Origin of the sequence: Microbacterium sp. K35 (assembly GCF_004794375.1) — a bacterium.
GTDB lineage: Bacteria > Actinomycetota > Actinomycetes > Actinomycetales > Microbacteriaceae > Microbacterium > Microbacterium sufflavum.
Genome location: NZ_SSDM01000077.1, coordinates 1 through 3,975, shown reverse-complemented (window position 1 = coordinate 3,975; position 3,975 = coordinate 1). Strand labels below are relative to the sequence as shown.

The window sequence follows — 3,975 nt, the reverse complement described above, 5'->3', positions numbered from 1 at the left end:
CGAGCGCGGCGGCCGCGGCGACGATCGCGCGCCGCTCGTCCGAGATCGCGGGAGCCGGGAGCAGCCGCTGCGGGCCGCGCACGCGCACGCCCCCGCGGATGCGCTCGACGGCGCCTTCCTCGGCGAGCTGGTCGATGTCGCGCCGCACCGTCATCTCGCTCACCTGCAGCGTGGCGGCGAGTTCGCCGATGGAGGCCGTACCGCGGTCGCGGGTGAGGGCGAGGATGCGCTCGCGTCGCTCCGTGACCAGCACGCGGTCTCCTTCCGGTGGGGCCTCCAGTCTGCCACGCGCCCCCACGGCCCGCCGCGGTCGACGCACCCCCGCCCGCCCCACTCCCGGAACAGGATCCCCGACGTCGCATGACCCTCCCCGAGCCCTACGCCACCTGGTTCCCCGCTGCCGCGTTCGACGGCCGCTACGGACGCACCGAGGCCGACCTCCGCGCGGTCCCGCCCGCGCCCGCGCCGCCGGGTTTCGCGGAGCGGTGGCGGCGCTGGCGCCGTGAGACCGCCGCGGTGGACGCGGCTCCCGTCGTGCTGTCGTCGGCGGTCGAGCACGGGCGGAGGGTGTCGGTGGTCGAGCACAGCGGCGTCGACGGCGTGCGTCTGCGGGCCTGGGTCGTGGAGCCCCTCGACGGGCGACCGCGGGCCGGCGTCGTCCACAGCCACGGCTACGGCGGCCGCGAGGAGATCGACCTCGCGCGCGTGCCCGAGGGCCTCGCGGCGATCTTCCCGGTCGCCCGCGGCCTCGGCGCCCTCAACGCCGGGGTGGGCGCACCCGAGTCGACCGCGGAGCACGTGCTCGCCGGCATCGACGACCCGGAGCGCTACGTGCTCGGCCTCTGCGCGCGCGACCTGTGGCTGGCGGCCGACGCCCTGTCCGCCCTCGTCGGGGAGCTGCCGCTTTACTACGTCGGTGAGAGCTTCGGCGGCGGCATCGGTGCGCTGGCGCTGCCCTGGGACGAGCGCTTCGTGGGCGCGACGCTCATCGTGCCGAGCTTCGGGCAGTACGACGAGCGCCTCGCCGTGCGGTGCCTCGGCAGCGGCGAGACCGTGCGGCAGCACGTGCGCCGCCACCCCGAGGCGCGGGAGGTGCTGCGCTGGTTCGACTCCTCCACGAGCATCGGCTTCGCGCGCATGCCGGTGCGCGTGGAGGCCGCCCTGTGGGACCAGTACGTGCCGCCGCAGGGACAGTTCGCCGTGGCCGCCGGTGCCCGCGAGGTCGAGCTCGCCGTGCTCCCAGCCGGGCACGCCGAGTACCCCGGGTGGGCAGCCGTGACGGCGGCGGCGATCCGCGAGGGCCGGGAACATCTGGAGCGCGTGCTCGCCCGGTGAGCGCCCGGAGATGCCGCAGGCGCGCACGCGGGTCCGCGCAGGCGAGCACTGGACGCAACCTGTCATAACAGGTACAGTGAGCTTGTCATTACAGGTTGCGCAGCGCCGCAGCATCCCGTCCGAGGAGCATCGATGCCCGAGTACCAGACCCCGCCGATCCCGCCGATGGCCATCGCCTTCGACGCCGAGAAGCTGACGCTCTCCCCCGAGGGCCCCACGCTCACGCGGCGGATGTCCGACCTCGAGGGCCTGTTCCGGGATCACGACGCCTGGGCCGCCTCCGCATCGGGCGACGACCCGGTGGTCTACACCGTCGTCAGCTCCCCCGTGCCCGAGGTCGACCGCGAGCTGCCGCAGTCGATCACGACGATCATGCCCGGCGACACGTCGGGCGAGCTGTGGATGACGAAGGGCCACCAGCACCCCGACCACCAGGGCGAGATCTACCTGGCGCTGAAGGGCCGCGGCGGACTGCTCATGTTCGACGGCGAGCGCACCCAGTGGCTCGACATGCTCCCCGGCACCATCGGCTACATCCCCCCGGGCTGGGCGCACCGCTCGGTCAACACCGGAGACGAGCCCTACGCCTTCCTCGCCGTCTACCCGGGCGGCGCGGGGCACGACTACGGGTGGGTGCTGGAGCACGGCATGGGCTCGCGCGCCTACCGTGCGGAGTCCGGCGTCGACCTGCGCCCGTACGCGGAATAGGCTCCGGCCATGCTGATCGCGCACGACCTCGGCACCACCGGCAACAAGGCCTCGCTGCACCATGACGACGGCCGCCTGATCGCCGCGGTCACGGTGCCGTATCCCGCGCACTTCGCCGCGGGCGGGATCGCCGAGCAGAACCCCGACGACTGGTGGAACGCGGTCGTCGCCGCCACCCGCGACCTGCTCGCACGCACGGCCACCGCACCCTCCGACGTCGCGGGGCTCGTGGTGAGCGGACAGATGATGGGCGCCGTGCTGCTCGACGGCGACGGCGAGCCCGCGCGTCCCGCCATCATCTGGGCCGACACCCGCGCCGGGGCGCAGCAGCGCGAGCTCGAGGCCGCGCTCGGCGCCGAGCGGGCGTACGGCATCCTCGGCCACCGCCTGAACCCCACCTACTCGGTCGAGAAGATCATGTGGGTGCGCGACAACGAGCCCGACGTGTGGGCGCGCGTGCGCCGGGTGTGCGTCGCGAAAGACTTCATCGTGCTGCGGCTCACCGGGCGCCTGGCCACCGACCGCTCCGACGCCTCGGGCATGAACGCCTACGACCAGGCCGCCGGCACGTGGTCGAGCGAGGTGCTGGCAGCCGCTCGGCTCGACCCGGCCCTGTTCCCCGAGATCCTGGAGTCGACGCAGATCGCAGGTCCCCTCACCCCCGCGGCGGCCGAGGCCCTGGGCCTGCACACCGGCGTGCGCGTGGTGATGGGCGGCGGCGACGGACCCCTGGCCGCGGTCGGCTCCGGCGTCGTGGCCCCCGAGGACGGCGCCTATGTCTGCCTGGGCACCTCGTCGTGGATCTCGTTCGCGGCGGATGCCCCGCTGCACGACCCGGCCATGCGCACCTTCACGTTCGACAACGTCGTGCCCGGCTCGTTCGTCCCGACGGCCACCATGCAGGCGGGCGGCGCGTCGGTGCAGTGGATCGCGGAGGCGCTGTCGCCCGATCCCGCGCACCCCGAGACCGGGCGCCTGACCGCCGAGGCCTCGGCCGACGTCGACACCGACGACCTCTACTTCCTCCCCTATCTGCTCGGCGAGCGCTCTCCGCTGTGGGACCCGGACGCCCGTGGCGCGTTCGTGGGTCTCGCGCGCCATCACGGCCGGGCGCACCTGGTGCGGGCCGTACTGGAGGGCACCGCGTTCAACCTGCTCACGTGCATCCAGGCGTTCCGGGAGTCGGGCGCCGTGATCGACCGCATCGACGCGGTGGGCGGCGGGGCCCAGAGCGACGTGTACCTCTCCGTGCTCGCGGATGTGTGGGGCGTTCCCGTGCGGCGGCGCACGATCGTGGAGGAGGCGAACAGCCTCGGCGCGGCGGTCACCGGAGCCGTGGGTCTCGGGCTCACCGACTTCTCGGCGGCGCGGGCGCTGAGCGAGGTCACAGCCGAGTTCACGCCCGACCCCGCCCGGCACGCGGTGTACGCCGAACGGCATGCCCGGTTCGCCGACGCCTACACCGCGCTCGCGCCCTGGTTCGCCGGACGGCCACGCTGATGGGCGTCATCCTCGTCACCAGTCGCTCGTTCTCCGACGGCGACCTCGACCTGGTGGAGCGCGCGGCGCGGGCGGGGCACCGCATCCTCCGCGGGCCCGCGCATCACGACCTCGACGAGCTGCGGTCGCTGCTGCACGGGGCCGACGCGTGGATCGCGGGCACCGGTCCCGTGACCGAGGCGCACCTCGCCGCGGCACCGAAGCTCAAGGTGGTGGCGCGCTACGGCGTGGGCACCGAGGCCGTCGATCTCGCGGCGGCCCGGGAGCGCGGTATCCCCGTCACGAACACCCCGGGCGCCAACGCCGACGCGGTCGCCGACCACGCGGTGGGACTCATGCTCGCGGCACTCCGGTTCGTGCCAGACGGCGACCGCCGGGTGCGAGCGGGCGACTGGGGTGTGCGGCGCGGCCGCGAGCTCGGCGCCGCACACC

The 3,975-nt window shown here is 74.4% G+C and carries 5 protein-coding genes; 4 read left to right on the top strand and 1 reads right to left on the bottom strand.

The genetic code is table 11. From position 1 onward, the window contains the following. A partial coding sequence (locus DW299_RS02030; protein WP_168443056.1) for a DeoR family transcriptional regulator occupies positions 1-253 on the bottom strand: 253 nt, incomplete at its 3' end. A gap of 107 nt (positions 254-360) precedes the next feature. Between DW299_RS02030 and DW299_RS02025 the strand changes: the two genes are divergently transcribed. The 4 genes from DW299_RS02025 to DW299_RS02010 form a co-directional block, all read left to right on the top strand. Beyond that, complete coding sequence (locus tag DW299_RS02025; RefSeq protein WP_136035455.1) at positions 361-1,335, top strand: acetylxylan esterase; 975 nt, start codon at positions 361-363, stop codon at positions 1,333-1,335. A gap of 132 nt (positions 1,336-1,467) precedes the next feature. Then, positions 1,468-2,043, top strand: coding sequence for a glucose-6-phosphate isomerase family protein (locus tag DW299_RS02020; RefSeq protein WP_136035454.1), 576 nt, complete (start codon positions 1,468-1,470; stop codon positions 2,041-2,043). Positions 2,044-2,052: 9 nt separating this feature from the next. Further along, positions 2,053-3,543, top strand: coding sequence for a xylulokinase (xylB, locus tag DW299_RS02015; protein ID WP_136035453.1), 1,491 nt, complete (start codon positions 2,053-2,055; stop codon positions 3,541-3,543). Next, the coding region (locus tag DW299_RS02010) for a Rossmann-fold NAD(P)-binding domain-containing protein (protein WP_522731634.1) at positions 3,543-3,975 on the top strand (433 nt) is incomplete at its 3' end. The genes xylB and DW299_RS02010, both read left to right, overlap by 1 nt.